The organism is Aeromonas sp. MTB, from assembly GCF_056632455.1.
Window position 1 is genome coordinate 1,648,220 of the sequence record NZ_CP147026.1, and the last position, 18,794, is coordinate 1,667,013.

Consider the following 18,794-nt stretch of genomic DNA (forward strand, 5'->3'; position numbering starts at 1 on the left):
GAGTGCAGCTATGCATTCGGGGGTGACAGCAAGGGTGATGAGGTGGGACCAGCGGTTTATTGCTTGGCGGCGGTGGATGGCTCTGTTATGGTAAATGAAATAGCCATTTAGATGGCTAGATTGCTGCGGTTTGAGGGGCTTAATCTCTGAGAGCCACCCCGCCGCAGTCCCATAGCTTGATGCGTACCTGACAGGGAGTCCCTATGCCGTTTCGTTCCTTCTTATCTTCTCCTTTGACTGCTTCCTTGCGCGCCACTGCTGGCGCCAGTACCTTTATTGCCGCGATGGCGGTCGGGAGCCTCTCTTTTTCCGCAGTTGCCGCCGATGCGTCCTTGCCGACCAAACAGGAGATTGTGATTGGTACCACGGTGGGGGATTTTGCCGACATGGTGACCGACTCCATCAAGCCGCAGCTGGAGGCCAAGGGGTATAAGGTCAAGCTGGTGGAGTTCACCGACTATGTGACCCCCAATATTGCTCTGGCTGACGGATCACTGGATGTGAACTGCTTCCAGCACAAACCCTATCTGGAGAGTTTTGCCAAAGATCGCGGCTTGTCGCTGGCGCCCATTACCCAGGTGCCAACTGGTCCGATGGGACTCTACTCCGGCAAGCTGGCAGCACTCGACAAGGTGAAAGAGGGGAGCACGGTGGCCATCCCCAACGATCCCACCAATCAGGCGCGGGCGTTGTTGATGCTGCAGGATCTTGGTTGGCTCACTCTCAAGGAGGGGATAAACCCGCTAAAAGCGAGCGAGTTTGATGTGGTGAACAATCCGCACAATCTCAAGCTGGTACTGCTGGAAGCCGCGCAGTTGCCCCGCTCGCGGGAGGATGTGGACTTCTCGGTGATCAACGGTAATTTTGCCGCCTCCAGCGGTATCCCGTTCAGTGAAGGACTATTTCTGGAGCGCAGCTACGATTTTATCAACTGGGTGGTGGTGAAAAGCGCAGATGCGGATCAGCCTTTTGCCAACGATGTGGCGGCGGCCTACAACTCGGCGGCTTTCAAATCCTATGCAGCCAAGCGTTTCGTCGGCTACAAGTACCCGCAAGGGTGGGGTGGCTAACAGTTGTGAACGTGGCTCGGCTATACAACGAAAAACGCCCCGAATTCGGGGCGTTTTTTATGCTATCAAGCCATCAACGGGCGCTTCACTGGTTGCGATAGAAGCGGTTCAGCTCGTTCATCACCTGGATCATGGCGCCCATATCCGGGGTGCCGTGCTTGATCGGGCGATAGCTGTTGCGCTCCAGCAGTTCGAAGTCACCCTGCTTGTTGAAGTGGGTGATGGTCTCCCCTTCATAGATGGCGAAGTCGTTCTGATCCCCGGCCAGCAGCCAGTTGCGCGGGCTGGTATCAAACAGCGAGCGGCCAACGCTGTAATCGCGCGCCGGATTGCGCACGCCCAGCATCCCCTGCATCAGGGTCGGCGCCAGATCGAAATGGCTGCTTGGTTGTTCCCGAACGTCACTGCCGCGCCCCGGCCAGGCCAGTACCAGCGGCACCTGCACCTGATAGGGTGAGTAGTTGCTGCCTGCGCCCCAGCTGTTGCTGCGGGTGTCGTTGAACTCCTGACCATGGTTGGAGGTGATCACGACGATGGTGTTGCTGTCCATCCCCTGCGACTGCAATTTGGTCAGCATCTGCTCAAGCAACTGGTCGGTATAGAAGACCGAGTTCTTGTAGCGGTTCTCCAGTTTTTGCAGGTTCTCCGCCCGATAGGCGGTCGCCGGATTGAAGTTGGCGAGCTCCGGTTGGAACGGCCCCTTCATGGTGGCGGGCAACTGGTAGTCGCCGGGGCTCGAGAGATAGACCAGCGAGAACCAGGGACGCTCGGGAGAGCGCTTCTCCAGCCACTGTTGCCAGTCGGTCAGCAGCTTGCCATCGTCACTCTGTTCGGAGACAAACACCTGTTTGCGCAGACCGGCGAGGATGCTCTTGCGATACTTCTGGGCATCTTCCATCGCGCCGAACAGCCCGAACTGGTAATCCTGGCGCAGCATCTCGTCGAACAGCACCGGCGGACGCTTGTCGCTGCTGATGTCCTTGTAGTAGTGACCGGGCAACCCGTAGAAGAGGCTGAACATGCCCATCAGGTCGTCGTTGCCACCACTCAGGTGATTGCGGAACGTCAGATGCTGATCCGCATAGCGCTGCAGATTGGGCATGTTGATGTTGTTGAGCATGTCAAAACGCAATGAGTCGACCACCACAATCAGCAGATTGTTGTGAGTCAGGGGGGCGTTGACGTTGAGCGGGCGCAGCGGATAGTGCATCCGGCTGTCGCTGTTATCCCCCTGGGAAGCAGCCTGCTTCTCGTACTGATCCAGATCCAGCCAGCCATGTTTGGCCAGGAAGGAGCGGGCCGTCATGGGGTAGGAGAGGGGGAAGTTGGCTCTCTGCATGGTGATCGGCTGATAGAGGGTCGCATCCGCCCAGCTGTTGACCACGTGGGTCAGAATAAAGCAGATCAGCAGGGCCAGCCCCACCTGATTGCCGTACTGGCGGCGCTTGCGCTTGTTGATCTTGCGCCAGACATAGGCCGACAGCAGCAGTTGCAGCAGGAAGATGGTGGGCACGGCAACGAAGATGATGCTCCAGATTGAGCCCTCTTCGGTTTGCGCCTGATCCAGCAGCAACTGCCATACCTGACTGTTGAGGTGGAACTTGAACAGCCGGAATACCTGGGTGTCGATCAGCAGCAGCACCAGCGCCAGGGTAGCGATGATGGCCGAGATGAACCGCAACGACTTCTCCTTGGGCAGCACGAAGCTGAGCGGGAAGATCGTCAACAGGTAGGTGACAAAACTCAAAAACGAGAAGTGGCCAATCCAGCTTACAACGAGATAGATCACGCCAAGCGTGGTCGATGGCCAGCTGATGGCACCCAGATAACGGGTGGCGATGAGCATGGCCAGAATAATGTTGAAGAAGGAGAACCAATGCCCCCAGGTGATCAGGCGAGAGACATTATCACGATAGGGGTTACCGGTTTCGACCATAGTGATCCATCTGCGTTGAGAAACGTCAAATCAACAGAGTCGGGGACTCAGTGTGCGTCGTGGCGATTATCGACCGATGCGGTCAGGGCCTGGACAAACTTTTCAGTGATGGCCTGGCGCTGGGCCGGTGCCATACCGTTGATGATATTGGTGGTCAGATTGCCAAGCACCATAAGGCTGAGATCCACCGGCGCTTTATGCTTTTCCAGCGCGGTGATCAGGTCGTTCATCAGGGCATCAAATTGCTCGTTATTGTACTTTGATACGATAGGCATAATCTTCAGTTCATCTCGGTTCAAAGCGCCTTATAATACTTCACCCTTTCGGCTAACACTATGGCTTTGTGACATGAGTCTCGATATCGACAAGATCATTCTTCACTCCTTGCGCCAGGGCGGCGATGGTCAACCCCACGCCGATACCCGCAGCCAGACCCTGCCCCCTGATGAGGCGGTACAGGGACTGATGGCGGAACTGCATCGGATCTACAACGGCAAGGGCGGCAAGGGCTTTGGCTTCTTTGCCGACCCCGAGGCCGCCGTCGCCGAGCTGGCCGACGGTGAAGAGGCTCCCAAGCAGCCTTCACCCGCGTTTCGTATCGCCCTCGAACAGCTGCTCGACGAGCAGACCGAATTCGTTCCCTTCTCGGTCACCGTGACCCAGATGCTGGTCAAGCAGCTGGTGGAGCACGCCCTCGATGAGCAAGGGGTGCTGCTGTTTGCCAAATACAATTATGTCGGGGTCGATTATCTGCTGATTGCCCTGCTGGAGGGCAAGGAGAGCGTCACCGTCAGCGAAGCGCTGGAATTACGCCATATCCAGTATCTGGATATCGGCAAACTCAATCTGGTGGCCCGCATTGATTTGACCGAATGGAAAACCCAACCTGATTCGCGCCGCTATATCACCTTCAGCAAGGGGCGCATTGGTCGCAAACTGGGCGACTTCTTTATGGATCTGCTGGGTGCCCGCGAGGGCATGGATGCCAAGGTACAAAATAAAGGCTTGCTTCAGGCGGTCGAAGATTATTGCGACAGTCGTCAGCTCGAACCGACCGAGCGCAATGACTATAAAAAGCAGGTCTTCAAATATTGCACCGAACAGGCGAGCGCCGGTGAAGAGATCGAAATCAAGGAGCTGTCTGCAGAATTGCCCGGCGACGGTGATCTCGATTTTTACAGCTTTATCGGTCAGGAGTATGAGCTGGAAGAGCGTTTCCCGGCGGATCGATCTACCCTGCGTGGTTTGACCAAGTTTGTCGGCTCCGGCGGCGGTCTGACTCTGAGCTTTGAGCAGAAGCTGTTGAACAGCCGGATCTTTTACGACCCTCAGACCGACACCCTGACCATCAAGGGTGTGCCGCCCAATCTCAAGGATCAGCTGCTGCGCCAGTCGTAGTCATGCTCCCGAGTGTGATCAACTCGTCATTTCTGGCAAAAAGAGACTCCGCCCCGGCGGGGTCTCTTTTTTTATCGCGCCTGGGCAGACCTCGAAACTGGCGCGGTACTTTGTTAACAAATCAAACAAAATAAACCACCTGAAAGGGTTTTCATTGAGGTGAAAACCCTTTCATTCATGAAATTTTATTTCATTTTGGTAATTATTATTCTGTGGTTGTCTGGAATTAAGCCGATAAATGGCCGTAATTCCCTGAAATAAGAAAATGTTTTCAAAACTTTCTGGAAGGAAATACGTAATTGCATTTCAAAAATGCGAGTTGCGTCATGTGAGCCGTTTGCCGCTTGGGATAATATTCATCTCGCACACAATGCTCTTACAGCGCGGAACTAATACAAGGAAAGGCTCATGAAAAAGAAATTGCTGTCATCCCTGATCGGTCTGGCCACTCTTGGCGTCGCTTGCTCTGCTACTGCTGCCATCGATGAAGGCCAGCTGACCATCTGGATCAACGGTGACAAGGGATACAACGGTCTGGCTGAAGTGGGTAAGAAGTTTGAAGCAGAAACCGGCATCAAGGTTACTGTGGCTCACCCGGATCAGGTTGAAGTGAAATTCCAGCAAGCCGCCGCCACTGGCAACGGCCCGGACATCTTCTTCTGGGCTCACGACCGTTACGGTGAGTGGGTCAAAGCCGGTTTGCTGGTTCCGGTAACGCCGAACGCTGCCACCAAAGGCAAATTTGAACAGCTGGCATGGGATGCCATGACTGTTGATGGCAAAACCTATGGCTACCCGGTTGCCATGGAAGCGGTCAGCCTGATCTATAACAAAGACCTGCTGCCCGAGCCGCCGAAAACCTTCGAAGAGATCGCCAAGATTGACGAGACTCTGAAGAAAAACGGCAAGCGCGCCATCATGTGGGCTTATGACACCCCGTACTTCAGCTATCCGCTGGTGGCTGCCAACGGTGGTTACGCCTTCAAGAAAACCGCTACCGGTTATGACGTCAAAGATACTGGCGTGAACAACGCAGGTGCCAAGATGGGCGTGGGCTACATCTCCGAGATGATCAAGTCCGGTCACCTGGAAAAAGGCATCGACTACGGTGTGATGGACGCCAAGTTCAACAAGGGCGAAGTGGCCATGATGATCAACGGTCCCTGGGCCTGGAGCAACCTGGACAAGAGCGGCATCAAGTACGGCGTAGCGCCGCTGCCGACCCTGAACGGCAAGCCAGCCAAAGCCTTCGTTGGCGTACTGGGTGCCACCATCAACGCTGCCAGCCCGAACAAGGATCTGGCTATCGAGTTCCTGGAAAACTACCTGCTGACCGATGCCGGTCTGGCGCCGGTTAACGCCGACAAGCCGCTGGGTGCCGTTGCGCTGAAATCCTTCCAGAAGACCCTGGAATCCGATCCGCACATCAAGGCCACCATGCTGAACGCCCAGGCTGGCGAGCCGATGCCATCCGTTCCCGAGATGAGCCGTTTCTGGTCTTCCTTCGAAACTGCCCTCAAGAACGTGACCTCCGGTCGTCAGGGTGTTGACGAAGCACTGGATACCGCTGCCAAGCGTATCGTTCAGTAAGCACGCACTACCCGGGAGGCCGTCATGGCCTCCCACTCTCTCAAATCTCTCTTGGCGTTATAAAGGTTAATTGGCATGGAAGTAGTACCTTCTGTTGAGTCCTATGCCGGTCCGAAGGATAAGCACACCTGGCTTAAGTGGACCATAGCGGCCCTGGTTGCCATCCTCAACGGCTACGCAGCCGTGATGATGTACGCCAGTGGCGAGTGGGTATTCGCGCTGCTGGATCTGGTGGTGGTTTCCGTCGGTCTGTATGTCTTCATGAACAAGAAGACCTATGCCCATCGCTACATCTTTCCGGGTGTTGCGGGCATGGTTGTGTTTATCATCTTCCCTCTTGCCTACACCATTGGCATTGCCTTCACCAACTATTCGGGGTCCAACTTGCTCTCCGTGGAGCAGGCGCGGGACTACCACCTGAAGAAAACCTACAAGGTGGCGGGCGGTGAATTCGATTTTACCCTGCTGGGTGGCGACAACGGCCAGTTCCAGCTGCTGCTGACACAGGATGATCAATCCTTTATCAGCCAACCTGTTTCCCTGATGACCAATAAGGCCCGTGAGCTGGCGTCCCGCGAGGGCCGTGTGCAGAACACCCAGCAAGTGGTCGAGCTGCAGCCCTTCACTGGCGAAGCGGACAGCAAGGTCGCACCGATCCGCGCCATTGTTGAGCATCGTACTCACCTGAGTGACCTTGATCTGGTGCTGCCGGATGGCGGTACCCACCTGACCCTGAGCAGCCTGCGCAAGTTTGCCGCCCAGAAGCAGCACTACACCCGTTTGATGGATGGTGCCGTGCTCAAGTCCGGCGTGGTGATCAAAGACAGCAACCTGCTGCGTGATACCCAGAATGGCGAGCTGATGCTGCCCAATGGCGAGACCGGCTTCTATCAGTACATCGACGAACAGGGTCAGTTTGTCGGCAAGGGGATTGCTCCGGGCTTTGTGGTGAGCGTCGGTTGGAAGAACTTCGCGCGCATCGTCACCGATCCGGGCATCCAGTCACCCTTCCTGCAGATCTTCATCTGGACTGTGATCTTCTCAACCTGTTCTGTCGCCTTCACCCTGGCTATCGGCATGGTGCTGGCCTGTCTGGTGCAGTGGGAAGAGCTCAAGGGGCGCGGTTTCTATCGGGTCATGCTGATCCTGCCCTACGCGATCCCGGCGTTTATCTCCATCCTGGTGTTCAAGGGGTTGTTCAACCAGAACTTCGGTGAGATCAACATGTTCCTGGAAGCGGCGTTTGGCATCAAGCCGGACTGGTATACCAACCCCTTCCTGGCCAAGGTGATGATCCTGATTGTCAACACCTGGCTCGGCTACCCCTACATGATGATCCTCTGCATGGGCCTGCTCAAAGCCATTCCGGAAGATCTCTATGAAGCGTCCGCCATGGATGGTGCCGGTCCGGTACAGAACTTCTTCAAGATCACCGTGCCGCTGCTGATGAAGCCGCTGACACCGCTGTTGATTGCCTCGTTCGCCTTCAACTTCAACAACTTCGTGCTTATCCAGTTGTTGACCAACGGTGCGCCCGACATCATCGGCGCCAGCACTCCGGCCGGTACCACCGACTTGCTGGTGAGTTATACCTACCGGATTGCGTTCCAGGGATCGGGTGGTCAGGACTACGGTCTGGCCAGTGCCATCGCCACAGCTATCTTCCTCATCGTAGGTGCGCTGGCGCTGCTCAACCTGAAATTGTCCAAAGCCGACAAGCAGCTGTAAGGAGGCTTCAACATGGCAATCGTACAACCCAAATCAGTCAAATACCGGGTGTGGGCAACCCACCTGGTCATGTGGGGCTTCCTGGCGCTGATCATCTTCCCGTTGATCATGGTTATCGCCATCTCGTTCCGTAACGGTAACTTCGCGGTAGGGGAGATCATCCCCTCCAATCCGACGCTGGATCACTGGAAGCTGGCGCTGGGCATGTCCATCACCAACGCCGACGGCAGCATCACGCCGCCGCCGTTCCCGGTGCTGACCTGGTTGTGGAACTCCATCAAGATCGCCGGCATCACTGCCCTGATGATCGTGACGCTCTCCACCACCTGTGCTTACGCCTTTGCCCGCCTGCGTTTTCGTGGCAAGTCCACCATCCTGCAGGGCATGCTGATTTTCCAGATGTTCCCGGCGGTGCTGGCACTGGTAGCCATCTACGCGCTCTTTAACAAGATTGGTGACTACATCCCCTGGCTGGGTCTCAACACCCACGGTGGCCTGATCCTGGCGTACATGGGGGGGATTGCCCTCCACGTCTGGACCATCAAGGGCTACTTCGAGACCATCGACTCCTCCCTGGAGGAGGCGGCGGCCATCGACGGGGCGACCCCGTGGCAGGCATTCCGTCTGATCCTGTTGCCTCTGTCGGTGCCCATCCTGGCGGTAGTGTTTATTCTGGCCTTTATCGGTTCCATTACCGAGGTGCCCATGGCCTCCATCCTGCTGCAGGATGTGAACAATCTGACCCTGGCGGTCGGGGCCCAGCAGTACCTCTATCCGCAGAACTATCTGTGGGGTGATTTCGCGGCGGCCGCAGTGCTCTCCGGTTTCCCCATCACTGTGGTGTTCCTGCTGGCACAGCGCTGGTTGGTTGGCGGTCTGACTGCTGGTGGTGTGAAAGGTTAAGTTTATGGCCGGGGGAGCTGACTCCCCCCGCTATCACGATTTGCAAAGATTCAAGAGCGGAGCTCGTCATGGCTGAAGTAGTACTCAACAACGTTCGCAAAAATTACGATCCGGCTGTTCACAAGGACACCCTGCGCAACATCAACCTCTCCATCAAGGAAGGGGAGTTCATTGTCTTCGTCGGCCCGTCCGGCTGCGGTAAATCCACCCTGCTGCGGATGATCGCGGGTCTGGAAGACATCACCAGCGGTGAGCTGACCATCGGCGGTCGCTACATGAACGACGTGCCGCCGGTAGAGCGCAACGTCGGTATGGTGTTCCAGTCCTACGCCCTTTATCCGCATATGAACATCTACGAGAACATGGCCTTTGGTCTGAAGCTCAAGAAAATGGACAAGGAGAACATCCACAAGCGGGTGATGCGTGCCGCCGAGATCCTGGGTCTTGAGCCGCTGCTGGACAGAAAGCCCAAGGCGCTCTCCGGTGGTCAGCGTCAGCGGGTCGCCATCGGTCGCTCCATCGTGCAGCAGCCGCAGGTGTTTCTGTTTGACGAACCGCTCTCCAACCTGGATGCGGCGCTGCGGGTCAAGATGCGGATCGAGATCGCCAAGCTGCACAAGGAGCTTAACTCCACCATCATCTACGTGACCCACGATCAGGTGGAAGCGATGACCCTGGCCGACAAGATTGTGGTGCTGAGCCCGCTCAAGGCCGAAGCTGCCACCAACCTGGAACAGTTCGGTTCACCGCTGGATCTCTACCACAACCCGGACAACAAGTTCGTGGCGGGCTTTATCGGCTCTCCCAAGATGAACTTCCTGGCGGGCGAGTTGCTGGAGATTGGCGAGCAGGAGTGCCTGGTCAAGTTGACCTCTGGCGATACCGTGCGTGCCCGGGTCGATGCCCGCAGTGGCGCTGTGGGTGACAAGGTGGAGCTGGGCATTCGCCCCGAGCACCTGATGCCGCTGGATCACCCCCATGCGCACAGCAAGGTGAGCGGGATCGTGCAGGTGGCCGAGCACCTGGGCGCCGAGTCTTTCGTTTATATGGATGTGGATGGTCACGACTTTACCGTCAAGGCTACCTCGGATGTGGATGTGGCGACCGGTCAGACCTACAGCGTGGGTATCCCGGCCGAAGCCTGCTACCTGTTCGATGCCAAGGAGCAGGCGTTCCCCCGTACCGCCAAATATATCCGTACCTGATTTTTTGTTGTGCCGGTTTTCCTTTCTTAATAATCAATGCCTTTTTGCCGGTCGTCAGACCGGCTTTTTATTGCCTGCGATTTGAACATGCAGATAGGCAAGGTAACCCGGTTCAAGCCTCGAGTTCGGCGGTAATATCGGGCACAAAGGTCTGGCTGGCCAGCGGCGGGCGCTCATACCCTTCGGTCTTGATGGGGGGGAGCTTGATAGGCTCGTAGTGGATCGCCTCGTAGGGCACCTTGCTCAGCAGATGGGCGATGCAGTTGAGGCGGGCACGGCGTTTGTCGTCCGCCTCTACCACGAACCAGGGGCAATCCTCGGTGTCGGTGTAGGTGAACATGTCATCCTTGGCGCGGGAGTACTCCACCCAGCGCGAGCGGGATTGCAAATCCATCGGGCTGAATTTCCAGCGCTTGATGGGGGTGTTGATCCGCTCTTTAAAGCGCTTCTCCTGCTCCTCGTCACTGACCGAGAACCAGTATTTGATCAGGGTGATGCCGGAGCGGATCAGCATCCGCTCAAACTCGGGGCAGGCGCGCAGAAACTCGCGATACTCGGCGTCGCTGCAAAATCCCATCACCCGCTCGACTCCGGCCCGGTTGTACCAGGAGCGGTCAAACAGCACCATCTCGCCAGCGGCGGGCAGGTGGGCCACATAACGCTGAAAGTACCACTGGGAGCGCTCCCGATCGGAGGGGGCGGGCAGCGCCGTGACCCGGCAGACCCGGGGGTTGAGCGGCTCGGTGATCGCCTTGATGACGCCTCCTTTACCGGCGGCGTCCCGTCCCTCGAACAGTACCACTACCTTTAACCCCTCCTGCTTGACCCACTCCTGCAGTTTGACCAGCTCCTCCTGCAGATGGGCAAGGTGGTGCTCGTAGCACTTCTTGTCCAGACGTGGCCGCTTCTTGCTCTTCTCCTTCGCCATGGGCTTCTCCTTTTGGCATCCTTTCATGGGTGACTTCTTTGAGTCACTGTCAGCTTGCACCAGGGAGGCGTCACCTGCCAAGGGGGACGTGATACACTGCCCGCCCATCGCTGGCAACAGGAGATAATATGAAGCATTTTATGGAGATAGCGGGCCGCCGGATGGCCTATCTGGACGAAGGGCAAGGGCCGGTACTGCTGTTTGGTCACAGCTATCTGTGGGACAGCGCCATGTGGGCGCCGCAAATCGAGGCGCTCAAGGGCAGCTATCGCTGCATCGTTCCCGAGCTGTGGGGCCACGGTGATTCCGACCTGCTCCCCGAAGGTGGCTGCACCCTGGCGACTCTGGCGCGGGATCACCTGGCTCTGCTCGATGCCCTCGGGGTTGACGAGTTCGTGTTGGTGGGCCTCTCCATCGGCGGCATGTGGGGGGTTGAGCTGGCGCGCATGGTGCCAAACCGCCTCAAGGGTCTGGTGCTGATGGACAGTTTTGTCGGCCTGGAACCGCAGATCACCTGCGAGCGCTACCTCGGCATGCTCGCTGCGATCGAGCAGCTTGGTTCAATTCCTGCACCCATCATCGAACAGGTGGCGCCTATCTTCTTTGCCAACCAGCCCGATGCCGACTTGCTGGCCGATTTCAAGGCGCGTCTGGCCGCCTGGCCAAACGAGAAGATTGCCGCCATGGTGGCGGTGGGCCGCAGCTTTGTGACCCGCGAAGATCGTATCGAGTGGCTGGAGGAGATCACCACTCCCGCACTGGTGATGACCGGCTGCGAAGACAAGGCCCGTCCGGTGCTGGAGGGCTATCTGATGGCCGAGGTGCTGGGTTGCCCGTTCAAGGAGATCCCGATGGCTGGCCATATCTCATCGCTGGAAAATCCGGCCTTCGTCAATCAGCAGCTGGCCGGGTTTCTGGCGGCGCTGTAAGCCTGAATTGGTGGCCTGAGCAGGCTGTACTACCAGCCTGATGATGGCCGTGAAAAAGGGAGCCAAGGGCTCCCTTTTGTTTGGTCGTGTCTCACGGTTCAAGACTCATAACTGTTACCAGATATAGCCCAGCGCAAAACCCGCATAAAGTTCGCCATCGTGCTGGACGATGGGGCTGTTTTTGATGTCCCGATCATACCATTCGTAGTTCATGGCAAACATGCCAATCCAGTTGGGGCTGAAGCGGTAACTGGTGATGAGGGCCGTCATCGGGGAGAGGGTGGTACCGGTATCCCAAGCAGGCCGCTGGGCAGTCGCCTCGCTCTCGGAGATGCCGCCGAAGTAGTAGTTGGCCATCTTGTCGCTGCGCAGCATCAGCCCCATCCCCGGCATGATCAGCAGGTTGTCGCGCAGGATGGGGAAGTCGGCCCACAGCAGCAGCTCCTGTCCCTTGCTGCGGCCGGTGACATCGCTGTTGGCACGCACGGTCAGCAGGGCGTAGGGGGTGATGATGTTGCCACCGATCCCGCCTTCCAGCTGCCATTTTCGCTGCTCCATGCCAGTAAAGGCTGGAGAATCCTCGGGATCCAGATTGCCAAAACGGACCCGGCCATAGCCGTAGAGGGCGACGTTCTCATCCTTGTGGAAGTAGTAGCGGGCCCGATCCCCCAGAAACATGAACTGGTCGCCAAAATAGATAAAGCCGGGGATGGCGTAGAGGGCGTTGTCCTGCGCTTCATAACGGGCCTGTCCCCCGATGAGCGCCGCTCCGGCGACAAAGCCCTGTGGCACCGGGCTGGTAGGGCTGTCGCTGGTGAGCAGATCCATGGCGCCAAGATCGATATCGGCACGCGCTGGCATGGCGGCAGCGAGGAGCAGGGCCGTCAGCCCTGCCGCTCTGATTTGACGAAAAAAGGTCATGGACACTCCGTTGTCACGATTGCAGGGGAAGCAGGTTATTTTGCGGCACCGGGCATCTCTTCGCGTTTTGGCCAGGCATTGATCACCGCCTTGACCAGGGTGGCGAGGGGAATGGCGAAGAAGACTCCCCAGAATCCCCACAAGCCGCCGAAGACCAGCACGGCGATGATGATGGCCACCGGATGGAGGTTGACCGCTTCCGAGAAGAGCACCGGCACCAGCAGGTTGCCATCGAGGGCCTGAATGACCAGATAAGCTACCATCAGCCAGGCGAACTCGGGGGTGAGCCCCCACTGGAACAGGGCCACCATGGCGACCGGAACCGTCACCACGGCAGCGCCGATATAGGGGATCAGCACCGAGAAGCCGACCGCGACCGCCAGCAGCACCGAGTAGCGCAATCCCATCAGGGCGAAGGGGACATAGGTGGCGATGCCGACGATGAGGATCTCGATCACCTTGCCGCGGATGTAGTTGATGATCTGGTTGTTCATCTCGACCCACACCCGGTTGACCAGGGTGCGGTTGCGCGGCAGGAAGCGGCGCAGGCTGCCCATCAAGACCCGCTTGTCCTTGAGCATAAAGAAGACCATCAGCGGCACCAGAATGAGGTAGATCATGATGGCGACTACGTTGACCAGCGAACTGAGGGAGGCGCTTACCAGATGCTCGCCGCCACTGAGGATGCGCTGGCGAATATTGTCTATGACGGTCTCCACCAGACTGACGTCGATGAGCTCGGGGTATTTGTCAGGCAGGGTGCGGACATAATCCTGAGCGTGGGTCAGCATGGCCGGCGCCTCTTTGGCCAGATTGATCCCCTGACTGACCAGCGTCGGGATAAGACCCAGCAAGGAGGCGACTGCTACCGCAATAAAGAGGATCAGAATGACGCTGGTGGCCAGGGTGCGCGACAGCCCCGCTTTTTGCAGCCGGGCGACCGGCCACTCCAGCAGATAGGCCATTACCAGCGCCACCAGCAGGGGGGCCAGCAGATCGCCAAACAGCCAGATGATGGTGAAGCAGAACACCAGCAACAGGAAAAGGGTAACGGCATCGGGATCGGAAAAACGGGTCTGATACCAGCGCTTCAATACTTCTAACATGACGGCATCCTTACATCACTGGGGCTCAAGATGGCTGTTTCGCCCCGACAACCAACTGCAAAGAGAGGGTATTGTCCGGTTGTTGCTGCATCTCGACATGGTGGCCCTGACGGTGCAGATAGGCCGGAATATCCTGCCGGGAGCCCGCATCGGCCAGCCGGATGGTGACGGTTTGACCGCTTTTGGCCCCCCTTAACCAGAGCTTGAGCCGGATCAGCGGCTCGGGGCAACGCCAGGGGGTTAGGTCGAGAATTTCCATGGGGGCTCCATCATGCAGGTGGCCGCTATTATGGCCGTGATAAGAGCATGAAACAACGCTTGTAGCCCTTGATGGGCAAGGGTATTCTGCCGAGGCCCTTTCTGATGGAGATAGAGATAACGTGGCACGTTTTTCCCCCCTGATGGCATCGCTTCCCCTGCTGGCTTCCCTGATGGGCGCCACGTTTCATGCCGAGGCCAACAATCAGCTTCCCGACATCGGCACGGCCGGGGTTGCTGCCCTGCCCATCGAGCAGGAAGTGCGTTACGGCAACGCTTTTATGCGCTTTGCCCGTGCGGGTCTGCCGATCATCGATGATCCAGTGCTGAGCCAATACATTGACGATCTGGGTCAGCGACTGCTGACCAACGCCGATGGGGTGCGTTTCCCGTTTACCTTCTTCCTCATCAATGATCCCAGCATCAACGCGGCCGCCTTCCTCGGCGGGCGAGTCAAGGTGCACACCGGCCTCTTCCTCTACGCCGACAGCGAGAGCGAGCTGGCCTCGGTACTGGCCCACGAAATCACTCACGTGACCCAGCGCCATATCGCCCGTTATATGGAAGCGCAGGCGAGCAGCTCGGCGGTGACCCTGGCCGGTCTGGTGGGCTCCATCGCGCTGGCGGTGATCAACCCGACTGCCGGTATCGCTGCGTTGCAGACCACGCTGGGTCTCTCCATGCAGTCGGCCATCAACTACACCCGCGACAACGAATATGAAGCGGATCGCATCGGCATGAAGACCCTCTATGATGCCGGTTTCGATCCCATGGGGATGGCCAACTTCTTCCAGAAACTGGCTGCCGAATACCGTTACGCCAGCAAGCCGCCGGAGATGCTGCTCACTCACCCGCTGCCGGAGACCCGGATCAGCGAGGCCCGCGCTCGGGCGGGTAGCTATGGTCGCCGCGACTTGCCGCCCAGTCTCGACTTCTGGCTGGCCAAGGTGCGGATTCAGGTGCGTTTTGGTACCGATACCCCGCAGGGGCTGCTGAGCTACTTCGATAGCCGGATCCAGAAGGGGGATTATCCGCTCAAGGATGCCGCCATCTATGGCAAGGCGCTGGCGCTGATCCAGCTCAAGCGCACCGACGAGGCTGATACCCTGATGCAGGAGCTGGCGGCCCGTCATCCGGAAGATCTCTTTATCGTCGATGCCCAGACCGACATCGATCTGGCCAAGGGGCGCAGTGCCCAGGCCATCGCGCGCCTCGAGAAGTTCCGCAGCCGGATGCCGGACAACGAAGTGGTGGTGGTCAACCTCGGCAACGCCTATCTCGAGAGCGGCAACTACAAGAAGTCCATCGCCATCCTTGACCCCTATGCCCGTGCCCATGAGGAGAACAATCTGGCCTGGAACCTGCTGGCCGATGCCTATCGCAAGGCGGGTAGAATGACCGAGCTGCATATGGCGCGGGCCGAAATGCTCGCGCTGCGCGGGGATTATCAGGCGGCCATCGACGAGCTGATCGTGGCGCGCGGTACCACCAGCGACCGGATGACCCTGGCTCGTCTGGAGGCGCGCATCACCGAGCTGGAGCGGGCCAAGAAGGATCTCGACAGCCTCAAGGGCTAACGAAACCTATCAAACAAGGGCGCACTATGGTGCGCCCTTGTTGTTTATGGCGGTGGCGTTGATGTGGGGGACGGTGATAGCAGCGATGGGCTAGTGACTCATGCCGCTGGCGGTCGCCTTGAGCATCTCGATCTGCTGCTGGTCGAGCTCGCCGACCAGCGTCTGCTTGAGCTTGCCCTCGCTATCGAGCAGGTAGCTGGTGGGCAGGCCGCTTGGGCGAGGGAAGGGGAGCCTGGCATCTTCATTGGCAATAAGGAGCGGCACCTTGATGTGGTACTGCGCAGCCAGCTTGTCCAGCTCTGCTGGCGTGGTCGGGTCGTAGTTGATGGCCACCACTGTGATCTGGCCTTCTGCCGCCAGCGCGTTGAGGTGCGGCATCTCCCGCAGGCAGGGGGCGCACCAGGGGGCGAAGTAGTTGATCAGCAGCGGCTTGCCGGCAAAGTGGCGCAGGCTAACCGGCTGCCCTGTTGCATCGGTAAATTCGGGGGCGGGTGTGCAGGCGCCCAGCAGGCCCACCACAATCAGCCAACAAATTCGTTTCAATTCCTTTCCACTGCTGCTTACCCTGACCATCACTTTCCCCTACAATAGCGCCGTTTCTAATCCCATCTTGCGATTAATCAGGGAGTTACCATGAGCGAGACCCAAATCTACCACAATCCGCGCTGCTCCAAGAGTCGCGAAACCCTGGCCCTGCTGGAACAGCACGGGATCGCCCCTGATGTGGTGCTCTATCTGGAGCAGGCCCCGAGCGAAGATGAGATCCGCAACCTGCTCTCTCTGCTTGGTTTTAACGATCCCCGCCAGCTGATGCGCACCAAGGAGGATCTCTACAAGGAGCTGGGATTGGCCGATGTCAGCGGTGATGCCCTCATCCGCGCCATGCACCAGCATCCCAAGCTGATCGACCGCCCCATCGTCATCAAGAATGGTCAGGCCCGTATTGGTCGCCCGCCGGAGCAGGTGCTGGAGATCCTCAAGTGAGCACCCGCTTCGCACGTTGGCTGACTCTGGTCGGCTTCTTTGGTCTGCTGGGCTGGGTCATCCTCTGGCATCTGTGGCTGTCGCCCCATCCGGACCTCAACCCCTGGCTGCTGCCGGTGATCTGGACGGTGCCGCTGCTCTTCCCTCTCAAGGGGATAGTGCAGGGCAACCCCTACACCCACGCCTGGGGCAACTTCGTGTTGATGCCCTATTTCCTCCACGCCCTCACCCTGATCACCACGGATGAGGGGGAGCGGTGGCTGGCGGTGGTGGAGCTGGTCTTCACCACTATCGCCTTTGTCGGCACCATCTATTACGCCCGACTGCGTGGTCGGGAACTTGGCTTAAGCATTCGCAAAAAGAAAGATGAAGCCAACTGATGACAAACGCCCCGCAAGGGGCGTTTTTTATGGGGAAGCGGCTCTATCCAGAGGGATCACTGTGCCCCTTGGGCTGCCCGATATTGGGCAAGTTGCTGCTGGCTAAAGTCCATCAGCGCGGGATAGAAGCGCAGAAATCCCGCCTCGCATGTTTGCCACTGAGATTCATCGAGGGTCAGCAGCGCCTCTCCCAGTTGTACCGGGCGGCGCAGTCGGCGGCCGATGCCATTCAGCGCTTGCCCCAGCCCCTCCCTGTGGCGGTAGGAGGCGAGCCAGTTCTGCTCGGCCATCCGTTTGAGGGGGAGTGGCAGTCCATCCGGCAGGCGTGGGTGATCCGCCAATAGCCGCTCATAACTGCGTTGCAGGAAGCGGGGCAGGGGCTCGGTGCTGAACAGTCCCCAGTGCAGGCTCAGCCAGTGGTCGTAGATCATATCCACCACTATGCCGCCAAAGCGGCGCCAGGGGGCCTCGAAACAGGCGACGGCCGCCTTGTGCTCGGGGTGGCTGTCGGTGAAGGCATCAATTTTGCGGTGCAGCCAGATCCCCTCATCGAAGTGGGCGGCAAGCCCCGTGGGCAGCGTGCCTTTGACGAAATCGCCAAGCAGATTGCCGGTGAGGGAGCTTCGGGTGTGGGCAGCCAGATGGAGATGGGCCAGAAAATTCATCGGTCGCTGTGTGTCTGTTATGGGATGGCAAGGTGCTTCGAGCCTAACGGATCCCGCCTGCCTTGACCATGATCGGGATTTTGCTACTGCCTGGCGGCTGCCTCTTGCCGGGCAAAATTCGGGCGTGCTAAGGTGATTGCCATCTTTGTCACAGGACGCGACAAACCACCATGATGCGCAAAGCCAGAGGCTTTTTTCTGGCCTTCTACTTCAAGCCTTTCTATCTCTCCGAGTGGTTCGACGAATAGATCGAACCCCTGGAGCAGTTCACTGACGCCCGCTCGGGCGTGATCTCGCTCATCCAGATTTTGCCGCTTTTGGTCATCGCATGTATTCGCCTGCGATGCCTTGTCCGCGCCTGTGCGCTTTTTATGTAATGGAGTACTCATGATGAAGATCAGACTGACCCTCTCAGCCCTGTTTGTTGCCAGCCTGCTGGCCACCCCCGCCATGGCCAAGGAGTGGAAAACCGTGCGTTTCGGGGTGGAGGGGGCCTACCCGCCCTTCTCCTGGACCGATGCGTCGGGCGAGATCAAGGGGTTTGATATCGATCTCGCCAACGCCCTGTGTCAGCAGATGGCGGTCAAGTGCGAGCTGGTGGCACAGGATTGGGACGGCATGATCCCGGCCCTGCTGTCGCGCAAATACGACGCCATCATCGCTGCCATGTCGATCACCGACGAGCGGCGCCAGAAGGTCGACTTCACCGAGAAATATGCACATATTCCCAATCGCTTTGTGGCGGCCAAGGGGACCGAGCTGACGCTGACCCCGGAAGGCATGGCGGGCAAGCGCATCGGGGTGCAGCGGGCCACCACCCACGACAAGTACCTGACCGACAATTTTGGCTCGAATGTCACCATAGTCCGCTACGGCAATGCCGATGAGGCTTATCTCGATCTGAAGGCGGGTCGGGTGCTGGCCCTGTTGGCCGATGCCTCTGCCATCGAGCAGGGACTGCTTGGCAAAGAGGGGGGCGACAAGTTCGACTATGTGGGGCCCGCCCTGACCGATCGCCAGTGGTTTGGTGATGGTATGGGGATCGCCGTGCGCAAGAGCGATAAGGAGCTCAAGGGCAAGCTGGACGAGGCGATCAAGGCCTTGCGTGCCAACGGCACCTATCAGCAGATCAACCAGAAGTACTTCAAGTACGATATATATGGTGGTTGACGGGGGAGGGAGCTTGCTCCCTCTCTTTTCATTGGGTAAGCGACAA

General features: G+C 58.3%; 20 protein-coding genes. 11 read left to right on the forward strand and 9 right to left on the reverse strand.

Features of this window, described 5'->3' with window-relative positions; all coding sequences use genetic code 11:
- Positions 1 to 284 precede the first annotated feature (284 nt).
- A complete protein-coding gene (locus tag WBR25_RS07595) occupies positions 285 to 1,070 on the forward strand; it encodes a MetQ/NlpA family ABC transporter substrate-binding protein (protein WP_479749892.1) in 786 nt (261 codons plus the stop codon).
- Positions 1,071 to 1,155: 85 nt separating this feature from the next.
- On the opposite strand, the gene WBR25_RS07600 is transcribed toward WBR25_RS07595, so the two are convergent.
- Complete coding sequence (locus WBR25_RS07600) at positions 1,156 to 3,006, reverse strand: DUF3413 domain-containing protein (protein ID WP_042053125.1); 1,851 nt, start codon at positions 3,004 to 3,006, stop codon at positions 1,156 to 1,158.
- 47 nt (positions 3,007 to 3,053) lie between these two features.
- Positions 3,054 to 3,281 (reverse strand): YejL family protein, encoded by a 228-nt coding sequence (locus WBR25_RS07605; RefSeq protein WP_005333874.1) that lies wholly within the window; start codon positions 3,279 to 3,281, stop codon positions 3,054 to 3,056.
- A gap of 73 nt (positions 3,282 to 3,354) precedes the next feature.
- On the opposite strand from WBR25_RS07605, the gene yejK reads away from it, so the two are divergent.
- From yejK to WBR25_RS07630, 5 genes are all read left to right on the forward strand, one after another.
- Complete coding sequence (yejK, locus tag WBR25_RS07610) at positions 3,355 to 4,404, forward strand: nucleoid-associated protein YejK (RefSeq protein ID WP_005333872.1); 1,050 nt, start codon at positions 3,355 to 3,357, stop codon at positions 4,402 to 4,404.
- A gap of 408 nt (positions 4,405 to 4,812) precedes the next feature.
- The gene (gene malE / locus WBR25_RS07615; protein WP_005333871.1) at positions 4,813 to 5,994 is read left to right on the forward strand and encodes a maltose/maltodextrin ABC transporter substrate-binding protein MalE; all 1,182 of its coding nucleotides are present in this window, start codon (positions 4,813 to 4,815) and stop codon (positions 5,992 to 5,994) included.
- 75 nt (positions 5,995 to 6,069) lie between these two features.
- A complete protein-coding gene (gene malF / locus WBR25_RS07620) occupies positions 6,070 to 7,722 on the forward strand; it encodes a maltose ABC transporter permease MalF (protein ID WP_279486928.1) in 1,653 nt (550 codons plus the stop codon).
- Positions 7,723 to 7,734: 12 nt separating this feature from the next.
- On the forward strand, positions 7,735 to 8,625 hold the full coding sequence (malG, locus tag WBR25_RS07625; RefSeq protein ID WP_005333868.1) for a maltose ABC transporter permease MalG: 891 nt from the start codon (positions 7,735 to 7,737) through the stop codon (positions 8,623 to 8,625).
- 68 nt (positions 8,626 to 8,693) lie between these two features.
- A complete protein-coding gene (locus WBR25_RS07630; RefSeq protein WP_005333867.1) occupies positions 8,694 to 9,830 on the forward strand; it encodes an ABC transporter ATP-binding protein in 1,137 nt (378 codons plus the stop codon).
- 112 nt (positions 9,831 to 9,942) lie between these two features.
- Here WBR25_RS07630 and ppk2 read toward each other — a convergent pair whose 3' ends face one another.
- Complete coding sequence (ppk2, locus tag WBR25_RS07635) at positions 9,943 to 10,758, reverse strand: polyphosphate kinase 2 (RefSeq protein ID WP_005361444.1); 816 nt, start codon at positions 10,756 to 10,758, stop codon at positions 9,943 to 9,945.
- A 128-nt stretch (positions 10,759 to 10,886) separates the two neighbouring features.
- Between ppk2 and WBR25_RS07640 the strand changes: the two genes are divergently transcribed.
- Positions 10,887 to 11,687, forward strand: coding sequence for an alpha/beta fold hydrolase (locus WBR25_RS07640; protein ID WP_274160390.1), 801 nt, complete (start codon positions 10,887 to 10,889; stop codon positions 11,685 to 11,687).
- Positions 11,688 to 11,801: 114 nt separating this feature from the next.
- Here WBR25_RS07640 and WBR25_RS07645 read toward each other — a convergent pair whose 3' ends face one another.
- From WBR25_RS07645 to WBR25_RS07655, 3 genes are read right to left on the reverse strand one after another with little or no spacing between them, the layout of a single operon-like run.
- On the reverse strand, positions 11,802 to 12,608 hold the full coding sequence (locus tag WBR25_RS07645) for a MipA/OmpV family protein (RefSeq protein WP_019445368.1): 807 nt from the start codon (positions 12,606 to 12,608) through the stop codon (positions 11,802 to 11,804).
- Positions 12,609 to 12,643: 35 nt separating this feature from the next.
- The gene (locus tag WBR25_RS07650; protein WP_005333851.1) at positions 12,644 to 13,714 is read right to left on the reverse strand and encodes an AI-2E family transporter; all 1,071 of its coding nucleotides are present in this window, start codon (positions 13,712 to 13,714) and stop codon (positions 12,644 to 12,646) included.
- Between the two features lie 25 nt (positions 13,715 to 13,739).
- Positions 13,740 to 13,973, reverse strand: coding sequence for a sulfurtransferase TusA family protein (locus WBR25_RS07655; RefSeq protein ID WP_005361432.1), 234 nt, complete (start codon positions 13,971 to 13,973; stop codon positions 13,740 to 13,742).
- 121 nt (positions 13,974 to 14,094) lie between these two features.
- Between WBR25_RS07655 and bepA the strand changes: the two genes are divergently transcribed.
- Positions 14,095 to 15,549: a beta-barrel assembly-enhancing protease gene (bepA, locus tag WBR25_RS07660; protein WP_005333848.1), complete on the forward strand. Its 1,455-nt coding sequence runs from the start codon at positions 14,095 to 14,097 to the stop codon at positions 15,547 to 15,549.
- 90 nt (positions 15,550 to 15,639) lie between these two features.
- On the opposite strand, the gene WBR25_RS07665 is transcribed toward bepA, so the two are convergent.
- Positions 15,640 to 16,122 (reverse strand): TlpA family protein disulfide reductase, encoded by a 483-nt coding sequence (locus tag WBR25_RS07665; protein ID WP_279486932.1) that lies wholly within the window; start codon positions 16,120 to 16,122, stop codon positions 15,640 to 15,642.
- A gap of 60 nt (positions 16,123 to 16,182) precedes the next feature.
- Here WBR25_RS07665 and arsC point away from each other — a divergent pair, with 60 nt between their 5' ends.
- Together arsC and WBR25_RS07675 are read left to right on the forward strand one after the other, a co-directional pair.
- On the forward strand, positions 16,183 to 16,533 hold the full coding sequence (arsC, locus tag WBR25_RS07670; RefSeq protein ID WP_479749654.1) for an arsenate reductase (glutaredoxin): 351 nt from the start codon (positions 16,183 to 16,185) through the stop codon (positions 16,531 to 16,533).
- Positions 16,530 to 16,913: a DUF2069 domain-containing protein gene (locus WBR25_RS07675; RefSeq protein WP_005344724.1), complete on the forward strand. Its 384-nt coding sequence runs from the start codon at positions 16,530 to 16,532 to the stop codon at positions 16,911 to 16,913. Before arsC ends, WBR25_RS07675 begins: the two co-directional genes overlap by 4 nt.
- 56 nt (positions 16,914 to 16,969) lie before the next feature.
- On the opposite strand, the gene WBR25_RS07680 is transcribed toward WBR25_RS07675, so the two are convergent.
- The gene (locus WBR25_RS07680; RefSeq protein WP_279486933.1) at positions 16,970 to 17,578 is read right to left on the reverse strand and encodes an acyl carrier protein phosphodiesterase; all 609 of its coding nucleotides are present in this window, start codon (positions 17,576 to 17,578) and stop codon (positions 16,970 to 16,972) included.
- A gap of 83 nt (positions 17,579 to 17,661) precedes the next feature.
- Entirely contained in the window at positions 17,662 to 17,967 is a 306-nt protein-coding gene (locus tag WBR25_RS07685; RefSeq protein ID WP_136501249.1) for a hypothetical protein, read from the reverse strand.
- Between WBR25_RS07685 and WBR25_RS07690 the strand changes: the two genes are divergently transcribed.
- Complete coding sequence (locus WBR25_RS07690) at positions 17,966 to 18,748, forward strand: ABC transporter substrate-binding protein (protein WP_019445361.1); 783 nt, start codon at positions 17,966 to 17,968, stop codon at positions 18,746 to 18,748. The genes WBR25_RS07685 and WBR25_RS07690 overlap by 2 nt on opposite strands.
- Positions 18,749 to 18,794: the final 46 nt, after the last annotated feature.